This window comes from Virgibacillus sp. 6R (assembly GCF_001895305.1).
Classification (GTDB): domain Bacteria; phylum Bacillota; class Bacilli; order Bacillales; family Amphibacillaceae; genus Virgibacillus; species Virgibacillus pantothenticus.
This window is the reverse complement of record NZ_CP017762.1, coordinates 1716721-1740604: the sequence shown is the minus strand read 5'-3', so window position 1 is coordinate 1740604 and position 23884 is coordinate 1716721. Positions and strand designations below refer to the sequence as shown.

Below are 23884 nucleotides of genomic sequence, written 5' to 3'. Positions count from 1 at the left end.
GGAAGCGTATTCAATTTGATCGGACTAGCTTTTGCCAATCTAGTGTCTTCAATGGCATAGATGTTTCTTAGGGAAAATGAGGTGAACGAAATGCTTAAAATAGCTCTGTTAGCCTTATCAACTTTGCTATTTTCTTTGTTAGTAACTCCAATCGTAATTAAGTTCTCCAAGTTATTAAATGTCACTGATAAACCAAATAACCGAAAAGTTCATAAAGCACCAATCCCTACTTTAGGAGGAGTGGCTATCTTTATTAGCTTTTTGCTTGGTTTAATGATTTTACAACCAGATAGTAATTACCATGCAGTTATTCTTATTGGAGCTGTGTTGATAGTTATGTTAGGAGTTTTCGATGACATTAAATCTCTTTCACCGAAAATTAAATTTTTAGTTCAAGTAGGAATAGCCTTCCTCGTCGTTTTTAAAGGAGGGTTACAAGTTGAATATATTAACTTTCCGTTTGGGGGGCAAATTGAGTTTGGTGTCATGAGTTCAGTAATAACCGTATTTTGGATTGTAGGTATTACCAACGCAATCAATCTTATCGATGGTCTAGATGGCCTTGCTGCGGGTGTTTCGGCAATCGCTTTGTTTACAATGGCAGGAATGGCTATCATTATGGGTGATGTATATGTTACAACGATGGCTCTATTGCTTTTCTTTAGTACAATTGGGTTTCTGAAATACAATTTTTTTCCTGCGAAAATTTTCATGGGTGATACAGGCGCTTTGTTTTTGGGGTATATGATTTCTGTATTGGCACTTTTAGGATTTAAAAATGTAACGTTTATTTCTTTTGTTATTCCTATATTTATTTTGGCAGTGCCCATTTCAGATACACTTATCGCAATTATTCGCAGGTATGTTAATAATCAGCCACTCGCAAGTCCAGATAGTTCCCATTTACATCATAAGTTGCTGAAGATGGGTTTTTCACATAAACATACGGTATTAGTTATTTATACGCTAAGTATAATGTTTAGTTTGGCTGCTATTTTTTTCTCTATGACAACTGTATGGGGTTCTATAGTTATTTTTACTATCTCAATTCTCGCATTGCAAATACTCATTGAAAACCTGGAATTAATTAATAGTAGCTATAAACCACTAACTAACCTTTTAAAGGCGATTAGACATAAGTTATAAATATTAACTGACTAAATAGGTACTAATCCGGCTATTTCGTCCTTCATAGAAATTATTGGAGATTAAGTCTAACTAAACAGCATAGCACTATTTACTATTATTGGTATAATCGCTCCATTTTTACAACAAACACCCCAAAGGAAGTTTTCATACTAACTTCTTTTGGGGTGTGAAATTTGTCGCTTTAGTTCAGTTTGTAGTAGTTATATCCAAGTGCCGTTTTAGTTTGTTTTGTGTTTCTAAAAGAGCTTCCTGATCGAGCTGCCAATAATAGGAACCATTTGGCTGATAATCATGCCCTTCTAGGGTTAGTGTCTCAAAATCTAAATTTTTACCTTTAGTACCATAGGCAATGAAACTTTTCATTTCACTAAAAGTCATATTTGTAGTCATGTTACTGCCAACAGCTTCTAACACATCGTCGTATTTTAAAATGGAATCTAAGGATATAGCTTTGCTAATTACTGCTTTAATTATTTCCTGTTGTCTTTTTCCGCGTTCTATATCGTTATCTAATTTTCTTGTTCTGGCTAAAGCAAGAGCTTCTTCACCATTTAATTCTTGTTCACCAGGAAGCAAGTGTATTGCATTAGCCTGATCTTTGGAATTTTGTTCTTTCAACTCATAAGGTACATCAACAGTGATACCATCAACAGCATTAACGACATCAATAAATGCTTCAAAATTGACCTTTACATAATAATCAATGGGAATATCTAGGAGGTTTTCAACTGTATCCCTTGTAGCTTGGGTACCACCAAAAGCATGTGCATGATTGATTTTAGTTTCATATCCAACCTCAGGAATATAAACATAAGTATCACGTGGAATACTTACTAATTTCACACTCTTGTCATCCTTATTCAGGGTAGCAACCATCAAAGTATCTGTTCTTGCGTTGTCTGCGTTGTTGCGAATATCACTGGAATCTATTCCCATAATTAGTACTGATACATTATCTACAGCAGGATCAACTTTAGCTTCTCTCAGATCTGATTTTTCCATGCCATCATCTTCATATGATTCAGAAAGAACACTACCCGCTTTTGTATATAAGTATGAAGCATAAACTGCAATAGCAACAAAAGCAAGGATCAACGGAACAAGTATCAAATATGCTCTTTTCTTCAGTTTTCTTTTCCTTCGTACTACTACTCTTCTATGATTTTTATTATCCATTACAGGACCATCCTTAAAATAAAGTGAATTTATATTAATTCTAGTTATAATCAATGTATATATTTGTCGAAAAACTTAAAGATATCTACAAGACTAAGTATAATTTTACTATGAATATGTATATTCGTAAATGAAAATCTTATTACAGCCTTGAGAATGCCTAGTGGAGATGGGAAAAGGTTGCTGTTGACGAAGAAATATAACAAATGCTATTCATGTTATAGATGTTCCATTTTATATACAACATTGATTTTTCAGCAAAATCACTTATATTCTTGGTTAAATAATCTACAAAATGTTTTTAATCCAATGGTTATTGTGATAAAAGATGACATTAAAATACGACAAGTGATTGAGGCAGATGAGGTAAAGGTAATTGAAAGCTTATATTTATGAAAACCTCTTTAGTTTTTCTATTAGCGCAAGTTATACAGAGGGCGCACTCTGCATTATTTACGAGGTCCAATAGAATTAAAAGAGGTTAAAAAGCATTTCATTGTTAAACAAATCAAATTTTAAAATAATAATTGTCATACTCTTATTAAATCGAGTATAGACCCTATTCATCCATACTGTCGAATTAATTTTGCCATGCACTTGATACAGGAAGATCCAAATGCTCTCGCAACGTATTTTCAATCTCACTTCTGCTCTGTTCATCTACCTGATAGTACCAAATTCCATCTTGCATCTTACTGCCTTGCCCATCGATATTAATTGTGTTTATGGCTAAGTCCGTATTTAGTCCGTAGCTCATAAAGCTCTTCATTTCATTGAAGGTCAGGTCTGTACTCATGTTATCTCCCACTGCATTAATGAGTTCATCAAGTTTTAGGATGGAAGAGGCAGAAGCAGTTTCTTTAAAAATGGTTTTAATAATTTCTTGTTGCCGTTTCCCTCTTTCAAAATCACTATCGTATTTTCTGGTCCGTGCTAAAGCTAAAGCTTCTTCACCGTTTAAATTTTGATAGCCTGGCATTAATTGAATGGCATTTTGATTATCATTTGAATCAAGCTCATTTATTTCAAAAGGTACATCATATTGAATTCCACCAATTGTGTCTACAATTTCAATAAAGGCTTCAAAATTTAACCGAACATAGTAATCAACTGGAACATTTAAAAAATTTTCTACAGTATCGATGGTTTTTCTGGGGCCTCCATAGGCGTGCGCATGATTAATTTTTGTATACCCGTAATCCGGAACGTTGACATAAGAATCTCTCGGGATGCTTAATATGTTTACATCTTTTTTCTGTTTATTAAAGGTTGCAAGCATTAATGCATCGGATCTGCTGTTGCCTTCATTACGTGCCTCACTATCATCTACCCCAATAACAAGTACAGAGACATTGTCATCTACGGGGGTGACTGATTCATCTCTTAAAGCGGATTTCCCCCCATCTCTTTCAAATTTTTCATAAGATTTATTGGCGGCTTCTTGGGCTGTTTTATAGACATGGGCACCGTAGGAAACGGTTGCTACTAATAAAAGACTTAAGGGAATAATTAAAAAAAACAAAAGTTTCTTCTTATTTCTTTTTTTTCGTGTTTTTACTCGAAATATATTTTCACGGTTTTTCGACATAATTACACCTCATTATACATACTACTTTTCATTTTACTACTATATGTAGCTGACGTAAATTACATTTAGATTACATTATTGTAAGATAAATAACTCTTAACCAATAATGATGAAATTATTTATCCCGTATATAAGGTGCTGTAAGACTCCCACTTCAGTAGGTGGATAATATAATCTGTATAGCAACAAGTCTAGGTAGGAGATAACAGCACCTAAATACCCTATTTCGTAAGAGACTTTTAGGTCATACCATTACAGTACTAACAACGGGAGGATGAATGAAAAACCTCACTGATTGAAGATTCACTTTATAATAATCTCCTGCTTTTTACATTATTTTATTAAATAGTATTTAAAATATCCGTCTTGTTAGAAATTTAAGTTCATTTTGCCACCTATCTGTTCTCTACATCGAATTTAGATGTGAAGGAGGTGATCCCATGGCAAATTCAACGCTAACCGATTCGTCGTTACGATTAGAGTTTGGTAAAGGCACGGAGCAAGGCTCAGAAAAACAACTTATAACATCGAAAAGCTTCCATAATGTGAAAACAACTGCAACATCTGACCAGTTATATGCAATTGCTCAAGCGGTTGCCAGTTTACAGAAACTTCCACTGTTGACAATCCAACGTAAAGATAGCTCGAAAATTGTCGAGGCATAGTGGGAAATTAAATGGAAGGGAGGGGGGTAAAGACATGAAAAAACTAGAATTAAAATTTACGAACCAAGAAGGGAAAATAGTCACTTATTCCATGGATCAGCCAGTGGAGCCAGCTGATGCTGCAGCTATTAATGCAGCAATGGACGAAATTATCGTGCAGAATGCTTTCACCTCTAATGGTGGAGAGTTAGTCGCAAAATCGAGCGCAAGAATCGTAGAAAGAATGGTCGAAGAGATTGAAATGCAGTAATACTAGTATAGAGATGACCAGTAGCGTTGCTACTGGTCAATTGTATGATGACTTCAGTGCGTTGGGCTTGTGGAAGCTGCTAAATAATTGCAAAGAAAGTGTATAAGCAGAAAGGTATGAGGGACTCATTCATTCAAATTGGTTATACGAGCAAAGCTTCCCGGTGATAAGGGCTTTTTCATTTTAAGGCTGATGCATCCCCTATAAATAAAAGGGTAAGCGGACTAAGAAACGCCTTATTTAAAGCATGCGATGCTTTCAAATGTTTGTTTAACATGAGCATCAGTTACTTTAGGCAATTTAAATGTAACATTTGCTCGATCGACTATAAGTGACAATTTAAATGATAAAAGGAGGCGTAGCATATGGATACGTGGATTTCGTTTATAACAGAGGTAGGATTCCCTGTTGCGGTAACATTTTATCTGCTTCACCGTATTGAAGGAAAGTTGAATGTTTTAATTGCATCCATTTATGAATTGCCTGATAAAATGAAACAATAAGGGGAGAGAATCTGCATCGCTTATTTTATAGAGTAATAAAGTATCCCATGAACTTCTATATATTTACTCATTTCCCGGGAAATATCGACATATCCATTAAAGTCTGTATTTAAAAAGTTGATAAAAAGAAACAATAAATTTAAACGGGCCTATATCTTAAGAAGGGGGTTGGTGTTGAATTATAAAAATATCTTTATATCATAATATTACAAAAATCCGTGTTTATTTCATCTTCATGATAGAGTGATATATAATGAAGATAGGTGGGTAGCATGTTGGGGGTGAAAGAATGAAAACATCAGAAATTATTAGTCGGTTACAAAATCGACGACCGACTATTTTAGGACGGGAGAATTTTCGCGAATTTGGTATTCTCATTCCGATGATAGAGATAGAAGATGAAACCCATTTGCTTTTTGAAGTTCGTTCAAAGCATATGCGCAGTCAACCGGGAGATATTTGTTTTCCAGGTGGAAGAGTGGATGAAAGCGACAAAAGTGAATTGCATTGTGCATTGCGTGAAACCTCGGAAGAACTGGGCGTAAACCAAGAAAACATTCGTAACATTATCCCTTTGGACTATATTGTATCTGATTTCGGAAGAATTATCTTTCCGTTTACGGGTACCCTTCATAACCCTGAGAAAATTGTCCCTAATCCTGCAGAAGTCGAAGAAGTATTCCAGGTCCCATTGCGTTTTTTTCTGGAGACAAAACCAAAAGTGTATCAGGTGAATTTTAAAGTTATACCAGAACAGGATTTTCCTTATGAGGATATACAAGGTGGAAGAGCTTATGATTGGAATGCTCGGGAAATGAGTGAACTGTTCTATTATTATCAAGATAAAGTAATTTGGGGATTAACCGCAAAAATTATAGCCCATTTTGTAGCTTTGTTGCAAGAAAAGAAAAAAAATTAACGTCGTTATTTATCCCATATATAAGGTACTGTAAGACTCCCACTTTAGGAGTTGGGTATCTTTGTATTGCAACAAGTTTAAGTGGGAGATAGCAACTCCCAAATACCTATTTCGTAAGTGGCTTTTAGGTCATCCACTTGGTTACTAACAATCATTGGGGGATGAATGAAAGCCCCACTGATTGAAGATTCACTTTAAAAAAGGAGGAGAATAAAATGTCAAAAATTGTAAAGTTATCGGTCTTAATTGATGCGTTGGATTTTCATTTAGATGAATCGTTAGTATTTTTGAACAAGGAAACGGGAGAAATTGTTCATGTTTTGAAACACTACTTACCTATGGTTGAGGATGGAGAAGATGGTCGTAATTTATTGCCTTGGGAAAAAGAAGTATTCAAGATTGCGGAAGATATCGTAGATCATGAGGAAAATTATGTAGAGATTAATACTCAATTTGAAGTAGATGATTATGACATCATGGAAGATTTTTGTCTTGCCGTAAAAAATTCTCAAGTTCAAGAGCAATTATTGAGTGCAATTCGTGGTAAAGGAGCATTTCGCAGGTTTAAAGATAAAATAGAATTTTTTGATATAGAAGAGGAATGGTATGATTACCGTTATCATCGCTTAAAGGAAATTGCAATAAATTTTTGTGAAAAAAACGAAATAGATTATGTTAATCAATAATTAAATGTTTCCACAATACTTCCAGAAGAAAACGGTGATGCTAAGCAGGTATAGAATACAGAAAACAGCTTAGATGTTTCCGTAGTAAATCAGTTTCTTTTATTTTATAGCAAAAAGCAACTATTTATAACAAGTATTCAGGCCAATTACGCATGGGCACTCCCAAGCATAATTGGTCTGTTTTGCGTAAAATTAGTAGTTTTAGTAATTGGAATTGCGGCAGTTCATTTACAAATTCATCCTCCAAGCCCAAAGCAAAAAGCTGTTCTTTGCTGATATGCTTCTCCGGGTGCTAAAATAATGCTTGGCAAATGTTTATGTTCAAGTGAAGCTGGTGTACCCTGTGTTTCTATACATACTCCTTGATATCGTAGAAAGGTTGTTGGCGTGTGCTCGTTTTTTTCATGTAGATAATTGCCTGTGTATAATACCATTCCTGGTTGAGTGGTTTTTACAGTGAGCGTTCTCCCCGTTTCTTTATCATATAAACATACTTGCTCATCTTTTCCTTTGTCGAAACAAAAATAGTGATCATATCCTTTGCCAACAATGATATTCTGTTCAAGCTTTGCGTAAATACCGTCATTGAATTGCCGACCTAATTGAAAATCAAAAGGAGTATGTGTGGTTGCAAATTGTTTACCTGTTGGAATCAGTGCTTTGTTTACCTCCAAGCAAGTACTACTGGCGATTTTAGCGTAATGTTGTTTAATCGTCTGTTTCTTGCTTCCTCGTAAGTTAAAATAGCTATGATTCGTCAAGGTGATTGGAGTCGTTTTATCTGTAATCGCAGCATAGTCTATGATAAACTCATTATCATTTGTTAGAATATAGGTGACCGTTACAGCTACATTTCCTGGGTAGCCATTATCCCCATCAGGACTTGTATGGGTAAGAATAGCACGGATATCATTTTCTGTTTGTTCTGTAGAAACATGCCACCGCACATGACTGAAACCATTTATTCCACCATGTAAGTGATGATGCCCTTCATTTGCAGTGACCTGATAGGGCGTTCCATTTATTGAAAAAGAAGCGTTAGCTATTCTGCCAGCGACTCTCCCTATTAAAGCTCCCATATAGAATGGATTGGATTCGTATTCTTCATAGCTATTGTAATGTAATACGACATTATCCATATAGCCATGTTTATCAGGTACGATAATTTCAGTAATCGCTCCACCATAGTCGAGAAAACTAACTCGCATATTTTGGTCATTAATTAGTGTTCGTAATTTCCATTTGTCAAGAACGGTCTGTTCTATTATCTCCATCTGCTATTCACTCCGTTACTTATTAAGTTTTTCAATAAACAGTTGGAATGCTAACATTCCAGTCTCTGTTTGTTTGAAAACACCAGCATCTTCTAAAGCGCTAATAAATTTTTTCCCCACTTCATCCCGAATGATCGTATCAACATGCTCCTGTATTTGAGAATAATGATAAGAATTTTTTATTTCATTTGCCCAGTCATGGTGATAGTCAGCTAGATGATCTACACCCTTTAATAAGAACTGTTTTACTTCATGTAGCTCTGTTTCTAATCTTGCTGGCAAAACCGCAAGACCCATCACTTCAATTAGCCCAATATTTTCCTTTTTAATATGTTGTACATCCATATGGGGATGGAAAATCCCTGTTGGGTAGTCGGTTGTTGTGCGATTATTTCTCAATACGAGATCTAATTCAAACATATCTTTTCGCATCCGCGCTATCGGCGTAATCGTGTTATGGGGCACATTATCTGTAAAGGAAATAATTCCTACAGCATCATCCGTATAGTTCTTCCAAACGTTTAAAATATGTGTTGCAGTTTGAATAAGCTCATTTTTTTGTTCACTGCGTAAACGGATTACAGATAATGGCCATTTTAAAATCGACGCTTCGACACTAGGGAATCCATTGATTGCAAATGAAAAGGCTGGATGTGCATTGGTCATGGGAAAAGGATGTCTGCCAGCTTGATAATGGTCATGGCTTAAAATCGAACCACCAACAATGGGCAAATCAGCATTAGAACCAATGAAATAATGCGGGAATTTTTCTACAAATGCTAGCAATCTAGCGAATGTATCGCTTTCAATTTTCATTTCTCGATGTTCTTTAGATAATAATATACTATGCTCATTGTAATAAACATACGGTGAGTACTGCAGATACCAGCTTTCGTCTAATAAAGGAACATGAATGACGCGATGATTCGCTCTCGCTGGGTATCCTGTGCGTCCTACGTAGCCTTCATTTTCTCTACATAAGACACACTTTGGGTAATTTGTCGTTTGCTTCAATTCCAGCTCTCGTTTTATTTGTTCAGGGTCTTTTTCTGGTTTTGATAAATTAATCGTTATTTCTATATCTCCGTACGCTGACTTCGCTGTAAAATAGATATTCTTCTGACTGCGTTTTACTTGAATATAATTGGAATGATTACTTAATTGATAAAAATAGTCTGTGGCTGCTTTAGGTGACTCTGCATATTTTTCATAAAATTTATCATGTATCGTTGAAGGCTTATCCATAAAGCAATTCATGATTTTAGCTGCAAATATTTCTTTGTCATCGAAGACATCTTCAATAATTTGTCGCTCCATTGCCCACGCAATGATTTGTTCTAACAGATTAGGAATCGTATCATCCGCTGAAAGGTAATCACCGCTATCGATCTGATCCGGGATATATTCAAGTTTTAATAACGACATAATTTGATTTTGTACATAGACGGTGTCCAGCTGTTCCATTAACTTTTTGTTTGTAGCCTGTTGGATAAGCTTTTCCAACAGCACATAAATGTTCGGCATGTTAGTTCTTCCTTTCCAAAGAGTGAACAAGCTCAAAATATAATGACTTTTTTCAGATAAACATCAAAAGGTTGTTATTATTTATGAGCTTCGACCAGTGATCTGGCTCCATCAACAATGGCTGCTGTATAGAAAGAAGCGTCATAACCAATGGATCGCTTGTAGATATCATTCACATTTTCTTTAAATGCTGCTACCTTTTCTTTAGCAACAATGGCGATAGCACAGCCTCCAAACCCTGCTCCCGTCATCCGAGCACCAAGTACGCCTTGCTGTTTCCAAGCAGCGTGTACGATCGTGTCCAATTCTTTTCCAGTTACTTCATAATCCTGTTGCAATGATTGGTGGGATTCATTCATAAGCTTGCCAAATGCCGATAAGTTTCCGTTCTTTAGCTCATTACTGGCTTGCAACGTTCGCTCATTTTCTGAAATAACATGTTTTGCTCGTTTTCGTATAGTGGAATTTTTTATGACATGTTGATAAGCGTTAAATTGCTCTAATGATACATCGCTTAGACTTTTAATTGGCAACACAGTTTGTAATGTTTCTAAAGCTGTTTTACATTCATTGAATCGTTCATTGTATTTTGATTCAGCTAATGTGCGCTGCTTATTGGAGTGGATGATAACGATTTCAAAACCATGCAGATGAATAGGGACATATTCGTAATCATTTGTTTTGCAGTTTAAAAGGATGGCGTGCTCTTGTCTTCCTAAACCAATGGCAAATTGATCCATAATCCCGCTGTTCACACCAATGTACTGATTTTCCACTTGTTGCCCCAGTTTTATTAAGGAGAGACGTGGTAGGGTGAATGAAAACAGCTCTTCCATTAAAATTCCTGTTACTAATTCAATGGAAGCAGAGGATGATAAGCCTGCTTGATTAGGGATATTTCCATAAAAGAGAATGTCAGCCCCTGTTTGGATCGGATAAGTCCTATTTTTAATCGCCTCAATCATACCTTTTGGATAGTTTGCCCAGCTATCCTCTTCCTGAAATGATAAGTCGCTTAGGTCGCATTCGATGATTCCTGTTTCAGGAAAGTTCAGAGAAAAAAGGCGCAATGTATGATCTGTCCTTTTTACACCAAACGCATAGGTTCCATAGGAGATCGTCGCTGGTAAAACATAGCCGCCATTGTAATCCGTATGTTCTCCAATTAAGTTAATTCTCCCTGGTGCAAAGCAGATAGAAGGTTCAGCTAAATTATTAAACATAGTTTTAAATTTCGATTGTAAATCTTTCATGTTCATTTTGTATCCTCCTTGAATGTGGCTTTTGGTCATATTGATTATCTTTTAACTTAATTAAATTAATTAATTAAGTTAACTGTACAATAAAACAATAAATTTGACAAGAGCTTACTTACATTTCATTATAAGATACTGTATCTATGTTATTCTTTATCTATAATACTAAAGACGGAAAATAGTTTTTGTATCGCTAATTTTAAAAAATAAAGTTATGAAAACTGCTAGAATAGATTGGGAAAAATTATCATATTGTAAATAGCGATTTATTAGGAGCTGAATTTTGTGAATCAAGTTTTTGAGAAAAAGTGGGTTGTTGTGAGTATCGCTATTTTTTGTTCGATTTTATGGGGAAGTGCATTCCCTGTCTTGAAAGTAAGCTATGCCGAGCTGCAAATGGCAGCAGATGATACCATTGCGAAAATTGTGTTTGCGGGGATGCGTTTTTTACTGGCAGGTTTAATGATCTTAATTGGTCTTTTATTTGTAGATCGAAAACGATTAGTTGTTACCAAACGGCAAATGTTATTTTTAACAATATTTGGTATCATTCAAACAGGATTGCAATATTTCTTTTTTTATAATGGTTTAGCGAATGTTTCAGGTATGCAGGGAGCTATATTGGTTTCTAGTGGTACGTTTTTTACGGTTGTATTAGCACATTTTTTCTATAGTAATGATCGGATGAACGGGAAAAAAAGAGTTGGATTAGGAGCTGGTTTTGCAGGAATTATTGTAGCCAATTGGGGGCAAGAGTTACAGCTTAGCTTCCAATTTACTGGGGAAGGATATATGATTTTAGCAGCATTAACGGGTGCGATCGGAACGATAATGGCAAAGGAATTAGCTGTTGGCATCCATCCATTTGCTATAACAGGCTGGCAATTAACGATTGGAGCTAGTCTCATGTTAATCTTTGGTGTCCCACAATTGGAAAGTAATGCGATGATTTTTACACCTTTAGGGTTTGGTTTATTCGTTTACTCTGCAGTATTATCTGCAGCTGCATTTGCTTTGTGGTATTCCATATTAAAATATAATAAAGCAGGTGAGATCAGCATGTATAAATTTATCACTCCTGTTTCTGGGGCCATTTTATCAGCAATCTTTATACCAGCCGAGAAGCTGAATCTGTACATTATTGGTGCTTTGGGGTTAGTTGCTGTTGGCATCATTGCTGTGAATTATAAAGGAAAAGGTACTGCTAAAGAAAAGCTGACATAATAGTAGAAATTGTGTTTAAACAGTAAAACGGCAAACGTAGAGCACCTATTTCTGCAATAAAAATATTCTGTTATTTGTTTAGTTTTTATATGAATTAATGGAAATGGCTGTTGACGACTTGGTATTTGCCAAGTCTTCTCTTTTTAAATTTTTATCCCGCATATAAGGTACTGTAAGACTCCTACTTCAAGAATTGGCGAATCCATACTACAACAAGTCTAAGTGGGAGATGACAGCACCTAAATGCCCGATTCGTTTATCTAACAATCAGTGGGGGATGAAAGAAAACCACCACTGATTGAAGATTCACTTTATCGAATGGTATAATAATGTACAATAACGTATAAAAAGTCTGATAAAATATGACAACGTTATTCTGTAACTTTAGCTTCCCTATTTTCTTTGTCCTGCATGTAACTGTAGTAAGACCTTTTCTTCTATCTTGAGAGATGCCGATCAGGAGGATAAGGTAAAAGATTCAACTGCAAGTCAAATGTCTAATCCTGTTAGAGACCTTTAGATTATTCCGATGCAGTACTAACAAATAGTGTGGATAAAAAACCTCATAAATTGAAGTTTCACTTTATCCCGTTTATAAGGCGCTGTAAGACCATCACTTCAAGAGGTGATAATCTGTACTGCTACAAGTCTAAGTGAGAGATAACAGCACCTAAATACCCTATTTCGTAAGAGACCATTAGGGTCATACCATTACGGTAGCAACAATCAGTGGGGGATGAAAGAAAACACCCACTGATTGAAGATTCACTTTATTTAAATAAAGGATCATTCATACTAAGCATCACGCTTACTTACCATTTTTTTAATTGATATTTAATAAGTTTTTGGAGGTTGCTATGCAACGGGGAACATTTCAGCTGATGAAATCAGTGAATAAATCAATCATTTTAAATAAAATTAGAACGTGCGAGCCTATTTCGCGAGCGCAAATTGCCAAGGAGACGGAACTGACTCCGCCGACAGTCAGTAGCATTGTTAAAGAATTATTAAAGCAGAATATGGTTTATGAAAGCGATAGTGGACAATCAATGGGCGGACGGAGACCAACTATGCTGCAGATTAATAAAACAGCTTTCTATCTTGTTGGGGTAGATGCGGGTCCTGAAAAGGTAGAAACCATTGTTGCTGATTTAGGGGGTAAAATTACAGAACGGGTTTCATTTACATTGGAATCGCCAATCTCTAACGTCTCCTTTTTGGACGCTATTAAGCAAAGTATCTATCAGGTTTTACAAAACGCTTCGATTCAAATTGACGATACAATGGGGATTGGTGTAGCTATGCATGGGGTTGTAGAGGTGACAACAGGTACATCTTTGTATGCTCCAAATTTGCAGTTAACTAATGTACCGATTAAAGAAGAATTAGAAAAGGAGTTTCATGTTACGACGAAAGTGGAGAATGACGCTCGAGCGATGGCCTTAGGCGAGGCGTGGTTTGGTGGTCATGGAGAATTGGGTAGTATGGTAGCTGTTAATTTAGGGCGTGGTGTGGGTGCTGGAATTGTAACGGATGGAAAACTGTTTCATGGGGCAGAAGATATTGCTGGTGAGATAGGTCATATGACGATTGATATCAATGGAGATGTCTGCGAATGCGGGAATCGTGGTTGCTTACAAACGTTTGCTACAGGTTCAGCAATCGCAAAACGAGCACACCAAAAATTAGCTGAACAAGGAGATGAAAATGCTTTTAAACTGACAGGGGAAAGCGTTTTCGAACTAGCAAAAGCAGGAAATTCGCTATACATAGATGTTTTGAAAGAAACAGGTTTTATAATCGGTGTTGGTTTAACCAATGTCATTCATATCGTAAACCCTGAGAAAATCGTATTAGGTGGAGGAGTTATGAATAGTGAGGAGTTCCTTTTGCCTGTCATTCGGAAGACGATAAAAAATAATGCTCTAACAGAGAGAGCAAAAAAAACGGAAGTAACGGTAACCAAGCTTGGTAAGGATGCAACGGTATTAGGCGCTGTGGCCTTATTATTCGTGGAAATATTTGATTCGGTATTGGGATAGATTTATCCTGTATATAAGGTGCTGTAAAATTCAAGCTTCAAGAACTGGAGAATCCATTCTACAAGTCTAAGTAGAAATATAGCACCTAGATGCTCTGTTTCGTAAGAGGCCTTTAGGTCATACCGTTACGGTACCAATATTAGTGGGGTATGAATGAAAACTTCATTTTATTTGCGGAAGTTTTTTAGAGAAATAGTGACATAGCTGCAAATGAAGGTAAAAATTGTCTGAGCTCCTTGCTGCTTCTTCATATAGTTGTGGACTAAAGTGAGAAAGTTGTCCACCGCAAAGTCGTGCATCAAAGTGAGAAAGCTGTGTATCAAAGCGGAAAAGCCGTGCGAGAGTTGCATGCTCGATTACATCCTTGGTAGTCATAGTTTAAATTCACACTTACACGATTTGTGTAAAAAAGAGATCGATATCCTTAAATGGTGATAGAACAGAAGATATAAAAAACCCCATTGATAAAAACTATTACATCAAAAGGGGAATAAAGTTTGAATTTAAAACTAATTAACGAGGCATTAAGCGAAGAAAGGAATGGGGATTATTAAAAGTTTTTTTGCAGAGATCTAAGTGGAATTTTTCGAAAAAAATATAGAAGAGTGTGGTGCTTATTCCATGCCAGCTTTTTTTAGTTGATATATTTCTTTTTTATTTGTCCACACATCGTCTCGCAGTACAGAAAAGTTCAAATGCATGTTACTTAATTCTTTCTTTACATAGCCAAATTCCTTCGCATTTTCTACGCGCATTCCGTCTATTTCTGCTTTTAAATATTCTTGCCCAGAACGAAGTGCAGTAAGAATGTCTTTATGCTCATCAAGTCTCTGCTCAATAGTTGTGATTCTCTGCCCCTGTTCATCAAGTTTTTGCTCTTGCTGATTAAATCTTGTTTCCAGAGAATCAAATCTTTGCTCTAGAGTATTAAATCTTTGCTCTAGAGAATCAAATCTTTTTTCTAGCGAGCCTATTTTATCTCCTTGCTCTTTCACGTCTTTAGAGATTTGCTCTAGCATGCTAATAATTTTTTCTTCCATTTGCATTTGTCTAAATTCCTCCTTTCCGCAATATAATATGATTATACCATAATCAAATAAAATTTGTAGAATCAAAAAGGACAAGAAATTGGAGTAAATACAGCCTATTTTTTATTTGCTCACATGTAAGGGAACGAGCAACTTTTTTATTAAAGAGTAGAAAAATAGAGTGTGGTTCAAAAACTAGCTGGTGGATTATTACTTATGAGCGGTATTTTGGATACACACTCATTTATTGGGGAATAGATGATGAAAAACGCGTTTAAAGACAATAAAACGCTTGTATCGTAATTGAACAAGCGTTTTTGTTTTGCATGATATAGATTACTGTACAATAAGAGTTGATTTCATACTAGCGTGTCCTTCACCACATGGTATATTGCAGTAGATTGTATATTCTCCCGGTTCACTAGGTGTGAATGTTACTTCTCCATCACCTTGTATGGACACATCAAGTTCATCAATTCTAATTCCGTGCTGTCCTTCTTCTTTTGATAGCTTCATCGTAACTTTTTCTCCTGCTGTTACATTATATTCCTCTTGCTCAAATTTTGTTACAGATATGTCTAATTGTGTAGCGTTGCTTGGTACAGAGTTGGACCATTTCCCTTTGCTTCTTCTGCTCCATCGCTTCCACATGCAGCTAGGACTGCAAGCAATAAAATGGTCAAGGAAAGTAACCATCGTTTTTTCAAAACAAAATCCCCAGTGGATGACGACAGGAAATCTCCACTTATTGGAAATTCACTTTAGGTAAGCACAGAAGATCTCATTTTAAAGCAAAGAGGGGTAACATGAGTGACAATAAGTTGTTAAAAACGTAAGGTATTATGTAACTGAATTAGTCCAAGAAAAGGGTTAGATAAGTCCATTGGATTTATTTTTAAAAATGCAAAAGATTACTCTTAAGCAAGTTAATGATTGGAGGAGAAGACGTATTCCATATTTGGAAAAAGCCATTACCGGAAAATCTATCTAAACTTCAATTCACCTTGCAATCGCTTAGACAGTTCGCTCAAGAATAAGATGTAAAACCTTCTAAAACGATATATAAATCTTGGGAAAAAGGAATGAGAAAGAATTTACGCTTTTCTAAATCAGGGAGCGAATATGTTGAGCAATTGTATGCAACGCGCTATGTGAAAAGATAGCGATTTCACCATTGTAAGGTGTGCCTTCATTCCCACCACGTAAGCTTTAACCAGAAAGCGGTGAATCCGGACAAGGGAAACTGCGCACAGATACATGTACGTAGCAAAAACGTTCTCTTTTTAAGGATAAGGAAAACACGTCAAAGGCATTGCGCATGCTGAAAAGATCTTCTTTTTCAAGGGGCACCTGTGTTCTTTGTCATTGAGATCTTATTTTACTTGAGAAAAAACTTCACTTTATATTTTTTATAAAACCCTTTACATAAAATAAAATATATTTTATACTTAAATCGATAACTGGTTATAACCACGTGCAAAGGAGGCATGACATAAACTTGGACAAAAACAGTAAAGTGCCTTTGTATTTACAGCTTATGGAGGAAATAATTCATAAAATCGAAAATAAAACCTATGAAGAACATGACAAACTTCCATCTGAACGTGAACTTTGTGATATGTACAAGCTAAGTAGAATCACTGTTAGACAAGCGCTTCAAGAATTAGAAAGAGAAGGGTATATTTACAAACTGCATGGAAAAGGAACTTTTGTCGCAGCAGCCTCGATTGAACAAAACTTAGTCAAACTTTATAGTTTTACAGAAGAAATGAAAAAAATGGGAAAAACACCGATGACGAAGGTTTTATCCTTTAAAGAAATTGTTATTGAAGCTAGACTTGCTAACAAAATGGATTTAGAACCACTGGACGAAGTGTATGAGGTGGTTCGTTTACGACTTGCAGATGACCAGCCACTTATGTATGAAACATCTTATTTACCAAAAAAGTTGTTTCCACATTTAACGAAAGAAAAATTAATAGAAAAGCCTATGTATGATGTGTTTTTACAGGATTACCAGGTTCACGTTACAAAGGCAGTGGAAAGATTCTCTGCAACGCAATTGCGTGAAACGGAAGCTAGCTATTTAAATTCCCCAATACAGCAACCAGCAATGTTAATTAAGCGATTTGCTTATCATCATGATCAGTTAATTGAGTATACCGTTAGTATAGCGCGCGGTGATAAATTTGACTATACAGTAGAACTGACATAAAAATAACTCTATTGAGAATAGAACTTAATAGAGTTTTTCATAACATAACTGGTAATGACAACATAACCAGATTGATTGAGGAGGAGAAACAATGTTTCATTTATCTAAGCAAGAATTACAAAAAGGATTGGCAGGTCACACGGCACAAGAAATTTATCAGCAACCGGAAGTATGGAAGGAATCATTGTCTATTTTTGAGGAAAGAAAGGAGGAAATCTATAACTTTTTAAACTCCATATATATCAAGCACGAGAAGGTGCGGGTGATTTTAACTGGTGCTGGAACGTCAGCTTTTGCTGGTGACATATTAGTTCCCGAATTGCAGAAGCAAGATCAAGGAAATATTCAATTTGAAGCGATTGCAACTACAGATATTGTTTCTAATCCGACCAATTATCTCTTTAAGGATACTCCAACGATTCTTGTGTCATTTGCAAGGTCAGGAAATAGTCCAGAAAGTTTAGCTGCGGTTAAACTTGCAACAGATATCATCGATCATTTTTATCAAGTAAATATTACATGTAACCCACAAGGTAAGTTGGTAATAAATACAAAAAATAATGAGAACAGCCTAACGATTCTTACTCCTGAGAAGGCGCATGATCAAGGATTTGCGATGACAAGCAGCTTTACGAGCATGATGGTCATTTGTTATTTAGTTTTTTCAAAAGATGCAACTGCAAATGAGAAGCTACAAACTGTGATTGCGAATGGGGAACGCTTGGTTGAAGATCTTGTGAGCGCAATCGAAGAGGTGTTAAGTCATGATATGGAACGGATTGTTTATTTAGGGTCTGGTTCATTAGGGCAGTTTGCACATGAAGCCGCTTTAAAAATGCTCGAGCTATCTGCTGGTAAAGTAGTTGCTGTTCATGAGTCATCATTAGGATTTCGACATGGTCCTAAATCCATATTAAATGACAAATCGATTGTTGTACTGTTTATGTCTCAGGATGCCTATACAAGAAAATATGACATGGATATGTTAAAAGAGTTGTCTGGGGAACCAAAGGATATCAAAACAGTAGTACTTACAGAAACTGCTGATGAAGAAATAAAAAAATATGCAAACTGGGCAGTTGTTGTTAACAGCAGTAAGCAATTACTAGGTAACGATTTCTATTTATCTTTACTATACGCGTTATTTGTACAAACCTTAGCACTTAAAAAGTCAATTCAGTTAGGCATTACGCCAGATAATCCAAGTCCAGACGGTTCAGTAAATCGCGTGGTTCAAGGTGTAACGATTTATCCTATATAACTAGAGTAAAACCTTTTGACATCAAGGTGGAAGTTGGGAAGGAATAAATAGAGATTTTAATTGCATGTAATAGCTCATTCTATTTAGGGGTCACTTTTAGATCACCCCCTTTTGTTACTAACAATCAGTAGAGATAAAGGAAAAAATTTATTGATTAAAAGATTAATTTTATGCTGTGGACTGTGGAATAGGGCTAATGGCAAGGCTATTAATCCTATTCCAGACAAATAGAAAGGATGAAAAAAATGACAACCAAACCAAATATTTTACTAACAAGAATTGATAACCGTTTAATACATGGACAAGTAGGAGTCACTTGGGTCAATCATTTAGGAGCAAATTTAGTAGTAGTAGCCAATGATAAGGTTTCCCAAGATGAAGTACAGCAGAGCTTAATGGATATGGTACTACCTGACGTTATTCAAGCGAGATATTTTTCTATCCAAAAAACAATTGATATTATTCATAAAGCTTCTCCAAAACAAAAGATATTTTTAGTTGTTAAAGATGTTCATGACGCACTTGCTTTAAAGCAAGGAGGGGTACCAATAGATCATATAAACGTAGGCAATATGCATTATGAGGAAGGTAAGAAACAAATTTCTTCTACAGTATCTGTTGATGATAAAGATATTGAGGCTTTTAAAAAGTTAGCTGACATGGGAGTAACTCTTGATGTAAGAGGAGTTCCAAATGAAAAAGGACAGGATATAAGGGCTCTTATTAAAGAATTCCCAATTTAGGTTAAAGGAGGAGCTAAATATGGTAATGGAAGCAATTTTAATTGCTATTTGGGCTGGTATTATTGGAATTGATTTATATGTAGGTTTAACTCATATGCACCGTCCTGTTGTTACTGGTCTAGTAGTTGGTTTGATTTTAGGTGATGTAACAACTGGATTAATCGTCGGAGGTACTTTGGAACTAATTTGGATGGGAATGGTTCCGCTTGCAGGGGCTCAACCTCCAAACGTAGTTATTGGTGGTGTTATTGGAACAGCATTTGGAGTTATAGCAGGTCAAGATCCACAAGTTGCAGTAGGTGTAGCAATACCTTTTGCAGTTGCGGTCCAAGGTTTAATCACATTATTCTTTACAATATTTGCACCAGTCATGCATAAAGCTGATCAGTATGCTTTAGATGCAAATACGAAAGGGATAGAAAGGATAAATTATTTAGGAATTGCAATTTTATTCTCATTTAATGCCCTTATCGCATTCTTACCAATATACTTTGGTGCTGAGCAAGCTGCAGCCTTTGTTGAAACCGTACCCCAATGGATTATTGATGGTCTATCTATAGCTGGTGGGATTATGCCTGCTATAGGTTTTGCAATGCTACTCCGGATTATGATGAAAGTGGAGTATATTATGTTCTTTATCGTAGGGTTTATACTTGCGGCATATTTAGAATTACCGATTTTAGCGATCGCATTAATTGGTTTAGCGATAGCCTTATATGATTTTTATCAAAATAAAAACAAACAAGGTCCTACGCCTAAAGAGGAGGAGATTGCTGATGGCATCTAGTAGTTATCATTATGAAGATACAGCTTCTGCTCAAGACTTGCAACCAAAGGAAATGAGAAAGTTAGCATGGAGATCCTTATTATTACAAGCATCTTTTAATTATGAACGTATGCAAGCTGCTGGTTGGCTTTATTCTATCTTACCAGGGTTAAAAGCCATTCACAAAAATAAAAAAGATTTAAGTAAATCGATGAAAGACCATATGGAATTTTTTAATACGCATCCTTTTCTGGTTACATTTATTATGGGTATCATTTTAGCGATGGAACAAAAAAAGGAAGATAGAGAAGCCATCCGTGGAATTAAAGTTGCAACGATGGGGCCTTTGGGCGGTATTGGGGATGCGTTATTTTATCTTACATTACTACCAATTACAGCAAGTATTGGTGCTTCTTTAGCTGTAAATGGTAATATTTTTGGTCCGTTTGTATTTCTAATCTTGTTCAATATCATTCATTTTGGTGTCAGGTTTGGTTTAATGAACTATGGCTACAAAACAGGGGTTAAAGCTATTGCAAAATTAAAAGAAGGCACACAGCATGTTTCCCGTGCAGCATCTATTGTTGGATTAACAGTAGTTGGAGGATTAATAGCAACATATGTTTCTTTTAAAATTAATTATACTTGGACACAAGGTGAATCTGAATTAAATGTTCAAACAGATATATTAGACCAAATCATGCCGGCCCTTCTCCCGTTAGCTTATACGCTATTAGTTTATTGGTTGCTTAAAAAAGGACGTTCCCCCCTCACTTTAATTGGATTAACAGTTGTTGTTGGACTTTTAGGTTCGTATTTTGGAGTAATGTAATTATTTAAAAATAGATTAATTTCAAAAGTTGGGAAGGGTGTAAATAATGATTGGTATTGTAATAACTGGACATGGATCTTACCCATTTGGAATGTATGAGTCTATTCGTTTGATTGCTGGAGATGTAGAAGGATTAAAAACTATCCCCTTTCAAGAAGACCAAGAACAATTAGAGAGGGCATTAATAGAAGCAATAGAACAGGTAGATACTGGAAGTGGTGTCGTTTGCTTTGCAGATTTAGCTGGCGGGACACCTTTTAATATAAGTTCTAAAATTGCGGTGAAAAAAGATAATGTAAGGGTGATTGGTGGAACAAACTCACCAATGTTACTAAGTAGTTTATTTCAAAGAGAACAGAGTTTAGACGAGTTTGTAAATCATGCACTGAATGAAGGGAAAATGAATATTAAGCCATTTGAAATAGTAAAAAAGGAAAAAGAAGAAAATTCAGATGGTATTTAAATATAAAAAGTCAAACTATCCAATTCGTATCCAATTTAAAGGAAGTGTACGGGATGCAATATTATATAAAAGCAGATCAATTTTTATTAGAAGATAGGCTGGAAGGTCCTGGTTATCTTGCAATTGACAATGGACGTTTTGGGGAATGGAAAGCTTCCATTTCTACTCAGGGAAAAATAGTTGACTGGAGTGGTTATACAATTGCTCCGGGTTTATTTGACACACATATTCATGGAGTCAATGGCTACGACATCATGGATGGAACGACAGAAGCAGTTCAGGAAATTTCGGCCGCATTAGTAGCTTTGGGCGTTACGCGTTTTTTGCCAACGACGTTAACCTCTTCTGCGAAAAGCTTGGAGCAATCGATTGCTGCTATTGTGGAAGCAACGGAAGAAGGTCTTTCTGGAGCTCAATCGGAAGGGATTTATTTAGAAGGACCGTTTTTCACAGAAAAATATAAAGGAGCACAAAACCCTAAATACTTCTGTGATCCCGACCTGAAATTATTTGAAAGATGGCAACAGCTTGCCAATGGTACCATTGTAAAAATTGCTCTTGCACCAGAAAGAGTGGGGGCGATGGAATTTATTTCTGCATTAAAGAACGCTAATGTCAACATAAGCATTGGTCATAGCAATGCTGATTATGATTGCTGTGAAAAGGCTATTCATGAAGGGGCAAATATATTTGTTCATTTATTCAATGGAATGTCTGGATTTCATCATCGGAATCCGGGAGTGGCTGGAGCAGCTTTAATGTCGAATGCTTTTGTTGAGTTAATTTGCGATGGTCACCATGTGCATCCTGATGTCGCTGCTTTTACATGGAGAACTAAAGGAGATCGTGTTGTTTTAATAACAGATTGTATGCGGGCGGGGCTCATGCCAGATGGAAATTATCAGCTAGGTGAGTTCCCTGTTGTGATGCAAGATGGCATTGCAAGGATGGAAACAGGCTCCTTAGCTGGAAGCACATTAGTACTGAAGGAAGCGATTAAAAATGTAAGTCAGTGGACGCATCGTTCTTGGGAGGAAGCATGGCATCTGGCGAGTTTAAGCCCAGCTCGAAGCTTAGGGCGTGATCAAGTCATTGGGAGTATACGTCCAGGAAAATGCGCAGATTATGTTGTCATGAACAAACAACTCACCATTCAAGCTACTGCGGTAAATGGTGAAGTGAAATATCAATTAAACAACAGGAAATGAGGGACGTATCATGGGATATGTACAAAACACAAAAGAAATGCTTATAAAAGCTAGAAAAGAAGGCTATGCCGTACCAGCTTTTAATATTCATAATCTAGAAACCATCCAGGCGGTTGTAGACACAGCAGCAGAGATGAGGTCACCTGTTATACTGGCAGCGACGCCTGGCACCATGAAGTATGCAGGTAGAGCGTATGTGCAAGCTATCGCTGAAGTAGCAGCAAAGCATTACGATATCTCGATCGCTTTGCATTTGGATCATCATGAAACATATGAATCAATCGTTGAATCACTTGAACTCGGAACAAAGTCTGTCATGATTGATGGCTCGCACCATACGTTCGAAGAAAATATTGCGATTACAAAGAAAGTAGCGGATAAAGCACATGCCTATGGAGCAACGGTTGAGGGTGAACTAGGCAAATTGGTCGGGCAAGAAGATGATTTAGTAGTTGAAGCAAAAGATGCAGCTTATACTGATCCAGATACCGTCGTAGAGTTTGTGGAAAGAACGGGAGTTGACTCATTGGCTGTCGCGATTGGAACAGGACATGGTTTATATGAAGCAGAGCCTGCTCTTGATTTTGATCGACTTGAAAAAATAAAAAACTTAACGGATATCCCAATTGTGCTTCACGGAGCCTCTGGAATATCAAAAGCCGATGTTCAGAAATGTATTGTGTTAGGTTGTGCTAAAGTAAATATTTCTACGGAACTTAAGATTCCATTTTCTGAAGGACTTCGTCAACACTTAATCGAGCACCCGAATGAAACAGATCCGAGAAAATATATGGCTCCAGCTAAGGAAAAGATGAAAGCTGCAGTGAAAGAGAAAATAGAAATTTGTATGAGCGCTGGAAAAGCATAGAGGTATATATGAATTAGGTAAGAGAATCATGCTCTTGTCTCATTCATGTAAATGGATAGGTTAGTCGCGCGGGCATACCCCTGTTTTTAGTGGCATGATTCCTTTATCTCCATTGATTCGTTCCATTCGCTACGTTGCTAAACGGGCTTGCGCCTTTGTTCTACTTCAATCACAGTGGAGGATGAAATAACCCCCACTGATTGAAGTAGCATTTTCAGGGGGAGTAAGAATACATCAGATTAGA

The 23884-nt window shown here is 36.3% G+C and carries 24 protein-coding genes; 16 read left to right on the top strand and 8 right to left on the bottom strand.

Annotated elements, in window-relative coordinates; genetic code table 11:
- The first annotated feature begins 90 nt into the window (after positions 1 to 90).
- A complete protein-coding gene (locus BKP57_RS08020; protein ID WP_072741316.1) occupies positions 91 to 1146 on the top strand; it encodes a glycosyltransferase family 4 protein in 1056 nt (351 codons plus the stop codon).
- Positions 1147 to 1335: 189 nt separating this feature from the next.
- On the opposite strand, the gene BKP57_RS08015 is transcribed toward BKP57_RS08020, so the two are convergent.
- Together BKP57_RS08015 and BKP57_RS08005 are read right to left on the bottom strand one after the other, a co-directional pair.
- Positions 1336 to 2325 carry an LCP family protein gene (locus tag BKP57_RS08015; RefSeq protein ID WP_050351049.1) on the bottom strand — a complete coding sequence of 330 codons (990 nt, stop codon included), beginning with the start codon at positions 2323 to 2325 and terminating at the stop codon, positions 1336 to 1338.
- Positions 2326 to 2905: 580 nt separating this feature from the next.
- The gene (locus BKP57_RS08005; protein ID WP_072741315.1) at positions 2906 to 3913 is read right to left on the bottom strand and encodes an LCP family protein; all 1008 of its coding nucleotides are present in this window, start codon (positions 3911 to 3913) and stop codon (positions 2906 to 2908) included.
- A gap of 440 nt (positions 3914 to 4353) precedes the next feature.
- Between BKP57_RS08005 and BKP57_RS08000 the strand changes: the two genes are divergently transcribed.
- From BKP57_RS08000 to BKP57_RS07980, 5 genes are all read left to right on the top strand, one after another.
- Positions 4354 to 4578, top strand: coding sequence for a DUF1659 domain-containing protein (locus BKP57_RS08000; protein ID WP_072741314.1), 225 nt, complete (start codon positions 4354 to 4356; stop codon positions 4576 to 4578).
- A 34-nt stretch (positions 4579 to 4612) separates the two neighbouring features.
- The gene (locus BKP57_RS07995; RefSeq protein WP_050351053.1) at positions 4613 to 4828 is read left to right on the top strand and encodes a DUF2922 domain-containing protein; all 216 of its coding nucleotides are present in this window, start codon (positions 4613 to 4615) and stop codon (positions 4826 to 4828) included.
- A 365-nt stretch (positions 4829 to 5193) separates the two neighbouring features.
- Positions 5194 to 5331: a YvrJ family protein gene (locus BKP57_RS07990; RefSeq protein WP_072741313.1), complete on the top strand. Its 138-nt coding sequence runs from the start codon at positions 5194 to 5196 to the stop codon at positions 5329 to 5331.
- A gap of 289 nt (positions 5332 to 5620) precedes the next feature.
- Positions 5621 to 6250 (top strand): NUDIX hydrolase, encoded by a 630-nt coding sequence (locus tag BKP57_RS07985; protein ID WP_050351054.1) that lies wholly within the window; start codon positions 5621 to 5623, stop codon positions 6248 to 6250.
- Between the two features lie 215 nt (positions 6251 to 6465).
- Positions 6466 to 6936, top strand: a complete 471-nt coding sequence (locus BKP57_RS07980; protein ID WP_072741312.1) for a UPF0158 family protein — start codon at positions 6466 to 6468, stop codon at positions 6934 to 6936.
- A 236-nt stretch (positions 6937 to 7172) separates the two neighbouring features.
- On the opposite strand, the gene BKP57_RS07975 is transcribed toward BKP57_RS07980, so the two are convergent.
- The 3 genes from BKP57_RS07975 to BKP57_RS07965 form a co-directional block, all read right to left on the bottom strand.
- Positions 7173 to 8210 (bottom strand): aldose epimerase family protein, encoded by a 1038-nt coding sequence (locus BKP57_RS07975; RefSeq protein WP_050351056.1) that lies wholly within the window; start codon positions 8208 to 8210, stop codon positions 7173 to 7175.
- A gap of 15 nt (positions 8211 to 8225) precedes the next feature.
- The gene (gene galT / locus BKP57_RS07970; protein WP_156875299.1) at positions 8226 to 9734 is read right to left on the bottom strand and encodes a UDP-glucose--hexose-1-phosphate uridylyltransferase; all 1509 of its coding nucleotides are present in this window, start codon (positions 9732 to 9734) and stop codon (positions 8226 to 8228) included.
- Positions 9735 to 9811: 77 nt separating this feature from the next.
- Complete coding sequence (locus BKP57_RS07965) at positions 9812 to 10993, bottom strand: galactokinase (RefSeq protein ID WP_072741311.1); 1182 nt, start codon at positions 10991 to 10993, stop codon at positions 9812 to 9814.
- 282 nt (positions 10994 to 11275) lie between these two features.
- On the opposite strand from BKP57_RS07965, the gene BKP57_RS07960 reads away from it, so the two are divergent.
- Together BKP57_RS07960 and BKP57_RS07955 are read left to right on the top strand one after the other, a co-directional pair.
- A complete protein-coding gene (locus tag BKP57_RS07960; protein WP_072741310.1) occupies positions 11276 to 12214 on the top strand; it encodes a DMT family transporter in 939 nt (312 codons plus the stop codon).
- Between the two features lie 857 nt (positions 12215 to 13071).
- Positions 13072 to 14256, top strand: a complete 1185-nt coding sequence (locus BKP57_RS07955) for an ROK family transcriptional regulator (protein ID WP_050351059.1) — start codon at positions 13072 to 13074, stop codon at positions 14254 to 14256.
- Between the two features lie 614 nt (positions 14257 to 14870).
- On the opposite strand, the gene BKP57_RS07950 is transcribed toward BKP57_RS07955, so the two are convergent.
- The 3 genes from BKP57_RS07950 to BKP57_RS23115 all read right to left on the bottom strand — a co-directional run bounded on the left by BKP57_RS07950 (position 14871) and on the right by BKP57_RS23115 (position 15991).
- Entirely contained in the window at positions 14871 to 15302 is a 432-nt protein-coding gene (locus BKP57_RS07950) for a hypothetical protein (protein WP_072741309.1), read from the bottom strand.
- Positions 15303 to 15620: 318 nt separating this feature from the next.
- Positions 15621 to 15800, bottom strand: coding sequence for a cupredoxin domain-containing protein (locus tag BKP57_RS22755; RefSeq protein ID WP_050351061.1), 180 nt, complete (start codon positions 15798 to 15800; stop codon positions 15621 to 15623).
- A 62-nt stretch (positions 15801 to 15862) separates the two neighbouring features.
- Positions 15863 to 15991, bottom strand: a complete 129-nt coding sequence (locus tag BKP57_RS23115) for a hypothetical protein (RefSeq protein WP_257786703.1) — start codon at positions 15989 to 15991, stop codon at positions 15863 to 15865.
- A gap of 791 nt (positions 15992 to 16782) precedes the next feature.
- Between BKP57_RS23115 and BKP57_RS07935 the strand changes: the two genes are divergently transcribed.
- The 8 genes from BKP57_RS07935 to BKP57_RS07900 all read left to right on the top strand — a co-directional run bounded on the left by BKP57_RS07935 (position 16783) and on the right by BKP57_RS07900 (position 23640).
- Positions 16783 to 17499 carry a GntR family transcriptional regulator gene (locus BKP57_RS07935; RefSeq protein ID WP_232231363.1) on the top strand — a complete coding sequence of 239 codons (717 nt, stop codon included), beginning with the start codon at positions 16783 to 16785 and terminating at the stop codon, positions 17497 to 17499.
- 91 nt (positions 17500 to 17590) lie between these two features.
- Complete coding sequence (locus tag BKP57_RS07930) at positions 17591 to 18760, top strand: SIS domain-containing protein (RefSeq protein WP_050351062.1); 1170 nt, start codon at positions 17591 to 17593, stop codon at positions 18758 to 18760.
- 236 nt (positions 18761 to 18996) lie between these two features.
- A complete protein-coding gene (gene agaV / locus BKP57_RS07925; RefSeq protein ID WP_050351063.1) occupies positions 18997 to 19503 on the top strand; it encodes a PTS N-acetylgalactosamine transporter subunit IIB in 507 nt (168 codons plus the stop codon).
- A gap of 19 nt (positions 19504 to 19522) precedes the next feature.
- Complete coding sequence (gene agaW / locus BKP57_RS07920; protein WP_050351064.1) at positions 19523 to 20290, top strand: PTS N-acetylgalactosamine transporter subunit IIC; 768 nt, start codon at positions 19523 to 19525, stop codon at positions 20288 to 20290.
- Positions 20280 to 21101: a PTS system mannose/fructose/sorbose family transporter subunit IID gene (locus BKP57_RS07915; protein WP_050351065.1), complete on the top strand. Its 822-nt coding sequence runs from the start codon at positions 20280 to 20282 to the stop codon at positions 21099 to 21101. Before agaW ends, BKP57_RS07915 begins: the two co-directional genes overlap by 11 nt.
- A 46-nt stretch (positions 21102 to 21147) precedes the next feature.
- Positions 21148 to 21564: a PTS sugar transporter subunit IIA gene (locus BKP57_RS07910; RefSeq protein ID WP_050351066.1), complete on the top strand. Its 417-nt coding sequence runs from the start codon at positions 21148 to 21150 to the stop codon at positions 21562 to 21564.
- Positions 21565 to 21617: 53 nt separating this feature from the next.
- The gene (gene nagA, locus BKP57_RS07905; protein WP_072741308.1) at positions 21618 to 22772 is read left to right on the top strand and encodes an N-acetylglucosamine-6-phosphate deacetylase; all 1155 of its coding nucleotides are present in this window, start codon (positions 21618 to 21620) and stop codon (positions 22770 to 22772) included.
- A gap of 10 nt (positions 22773 to 22782) precedes the next feature.
- Positions 22783 to 23640 carry a tagatose-bisphosphate aldolase subunit GatY gene (locus BKP57_RS07900; protein ID WP_072741307.1) on the top strand — a complete coding sequence of 286 codons (858 nt, stop codon included), beginning with the start codon at positions 22783 to 22785 and terminating at the stop codon, positions 23638 to 23640.
- The last annotated feature ends 244 nt before the right edge of the window (positions 23641 to 23884 follow it).

Bases quoted from the DNA above. Each gene is read 5' to 3' on its own strand.
- BKP57_RS07955 (WP_050351059.1), top strand. From the start codon at position 13,072: ATGCAACGGGGAACATTTCAGCTGATGAAATCAGTGAATAAATCAATC.
- BKP57_RS07975 (WP_050351056.1), bottom strand. From the start codon at position 8,210: ATGGAGATAATAGAACAGACCGTTCTTGACAAATGGAAATTACGAACA.
- BKP57_RS08000 (WP_072741314.1), top strand. From the start codon at position 4,354: ATGGCAAATTCAACGCTAACCGATTCGTCGTTACGATTAGAGTTTGGT.
- BKP57_RS22755 (WP_050351061.1), bottom strand. From the start codon at position 15,800: ATGAAGCTATCAAAAGAAGAAGGACAGCACGGAATTAGAATTGATGAA.
- BKP57_RS07980 (WP_072741312.1), top strand. From the start codon at position 6,466: ATGTCAAAAATTGTAAAGTTATCGGTCTTAATTGATGCGTTGGATTTT.
- BKP57_RS07950 (WP_072741309.1), bottom strand. From the start codon at position 15,302: ATGCAAATGGAAGAAAAAATTATTAGCATGCTAGAGCAAATCTCTAAA.
- BKP57_RS07965 (WP_072741311.1), bottom strand. From the start codon at position 10,993: ATGAACATGAAAGATTTACAATCGAAATTTAAAACTATGTTTAATAAT.
- BKP57_RS07910 (WP_050351066.1), top strand. From the start codon at position 21,148: ATGATTGGTATTGTAATAACTGGACATGGATCTTACCCATTTGGAATG.
- BKP57_RS07900 (WP_072741307.1), top strand. From the start codon at position 22,783: ATGGGATATGTACAAAACACAAAAGAAATGCTTATAAAAGCTAGAAAA.
- BKP57_RS07985 (WP_050351054.1), top strand. From the start codon at position 5,621: ATGAAAACATCAGAAATTATTAGTCGGTTACAAAATCGACGACCGACT.
- BKP57_RS08015 (WP_050351049.1), bottom strand. From the start codon at position 2,325: ATGGATAATAAAAATCATAGAAGAGTAGTAGTACGAAGGAAAAGAAAA.
- BKP57_RS07990 (WP_072741313.1), top strand. From the start codon at position 5,194: ATGGATACGTGGATTTCGTTTATAACAGAGGTAGGATTCCCTGTTGCG.
- BKP57_RS07915 (WP_050351065.1), top strand. From the start codon at position 20,280: ATGGCATCTAGTAGTTATCATTATGAAGATACAGCTTCTGCTCAAGAC.
- agaW (WP_050351064.1), top strand. From the start codon at position 19,523: ATGGTAATGGAAGCAATTTTAATTGCTATTTGGGCTGGTATTATTGGA.
- BKP57_RS07930 (WP_050351062.1), top strand. From the start codon at position 17,591: ATGTTTCATTTATCTAAGCAAGAATTACAAAAAGGATTGGCAGGTCAC.
- BKP57_RS07995 (WP_050351053.1), top strand. From the start codon at position 4,613: ATGAAAAAACTAGAATTAAAATTTACGAACCAAGAAGGGAAAATAGTC.
- galT (WP_156875299.1), bottom strand. From the start codon at position 9,734: ATGCCGAACATTTATGTGCTGTTGGAAAAGCTTATCCAACAGGCTACA.
- BKP57_RS08005 (WP_072741315.1), bottom strand. From the start codon at position 3,913: ATGTCGAAAAACCGTGAAAATATATTTCGAGTAAAAACACGAAAAAAA.
- agaV (WP_050351063.1), top strand. From the start codon at position 18,997: ATGAAAAAAATGACAACCAAACCAAATATTTTACTAACAAGAATTGAT.
- nagA (WP_072741308.1), top strand. From the start codon at position 21,618: ATGCAATATTATATAAAAGCAGATCAATTTTTATTAGAAGATAGGCTG.
- BKP57_RS08020 (WP_072741316.1), top strand. From the start codon at position 91: ATGCTTAAAATAGCTCTGTTAGCCTTATCAACTTTGCTATTTTCTTTG.